This window comes from Ruminococcus sp. 1001713B170207_170306_F1 (genome assembly GCF_015668065.1).
In the GTDB taxonomy this organism is placed as follows: domain Bacteria; phylum Bacillota; class Clostridia; order Lachnospirales; family Lachnospiraceae; genus Blautia_A; species Blautia_A faecis.
Map to the genome: position 1 here is coordinate 1 of NZ_JADPEX010000063.1, position 1,604 is coordinate 1,604.

A 1,604-nucleotide genomic window follows, 5' to 3' on the forward strand; every position below is an offset into this window, starting at 1 on the left:
CGTCAGACTGTCTAACAATTCAAAAATTCAGTCTGATGTAGACGGTATTTTTATCTTCGATTTTTTTAATACCATTTTTATCTTTGTTTTTCACATGAATTACATGTGTTCCCCTCTGTTACATCATACATTATTCAAACCTCATTACTAATTCTTCTGTTGAAAACATGCTTAATAATCGCTTAAAGTTATAAGCGATAAACATAGATGCAGCTTCTGCGTCAACATTCTCTTGTCTGCGTCGAAGAAAGAAATTATATCCGAGGCTCCTTTTTATAGTCCCAAATGGATGCTCCACGATACATCTTCTCTGTTTATAAACCTCGTTATTATTTAGTGTTTCATTATACACAGTTTCAAGAACATCTTCATGTACCCAACGCTGTATCGTTCTTCCAGATGAAGAAGTAGTGCAGTCTTTTTTATATTTGCATGAATTGCAGTCTGTACACTTATATTTGCGATACTTCATACCATTCTTCGAAGTGTTTTCAAAGAATCGTAATCTATTTCCTGCTGGGCATGTGTATTCATCAGTCTCACCATTATAGATAAACTTTTCTTTGCGAAATTCATTATCTTTTGTAGCATTATTCGCTTTAGCTTTTTTTATAAAGACATTCATTCCAGCATCAACGCATTTTTTTATCTCCGTTCCGTTATAATAACCTGTATCTGCAAGAACTGTAGAAGACTCTTTTTCTAAAAGTTCGGATGCTTTTTGTGCCATAGTATAAAGCTGGTTTTGATCATTTATATCATTAGTCGTCGAAATATCTACAACGAAATGATTCTTTGCATCTACAACAGACTGTACATTGTAGCAGATATCCAATGAACCGTTATTTTTCATCCTTCTTGAATCAGGATCTGTCAAACTCTTTTGTTCCAGTCCTTCATCTTTTAATTCCTGTTTTTGTGTAAGATACTGTTCTTTTAACTCTTGATAGGTTTTTAGTTTATCTGTAAGGTCATCTGCCGGCACCTCATCTTTAGCGATTGCCATAAGATATGCATTTATCTGAGCTTCTGCATATTCGATTTTTTTATCTAAACCGCTTTGCGTAATACAATTATGCTTGCTGTTTTGAGCATGGATCTTTGTTCCATCAATAACAATCAGTTCGCCATCAATGAGTCCCCAACCTTTGAGAATAAGGGTAAGATTTCGTAATGTATTATGAAACGCAGCATTGTTCTTCTGAACAAACCCTGCAATAGTACCATGATCAGGTGTTATGCAGTTTACCAGCCACATTAATTCAAGGTTGCGTTTTGTTTCTGTTTCCAATGCGCGGCTAGAACGAATCTTATTTAAATAACCATAGATATGAAGTTTTAATAAATCAGATCGGCGATAAGGTGATTGTCCTCGATTCCTACCGCTATACTCTATAAAACCCAGATTTTCTAAATCTAAGGATTCTACATAAGAATCTATTACTCGGACAGAATTATCCTTACTTATTAAGTCGTCTAATGAAGTGGTTATCATTCTTGTCTGATATCTATCTGTGCCAACAATATATGCCATAACGAATCCCCCTACGATACTGTATTTGGTAGTTTTATTATAGCATTTTTCTTAATTGTTAGACAGTCTG

Annotated in this window: 1 protein-coding gene; it reads right to left on the reverse strand. The window is 34.5% G+C overall.

Annotated features, from left to right (window positions below; all coding sequences use genetic code 11):
- Window positions 1–130: 130 nt before the first annotated feature.
- Window positions 131–1,534 (reverse strand): IS1182 family transposase, encoded by a 1,404-nt coding sequence (locus I4V84_RS19440; RefSeq protein ID WP_195993192.1) that lies wholly within the window; start codon window positions 1,532–1,534, stop codon window positions 131–133.
- Between the last annotated feature and the right edge of the window lie 70 nt (window positions 1,535–1,604).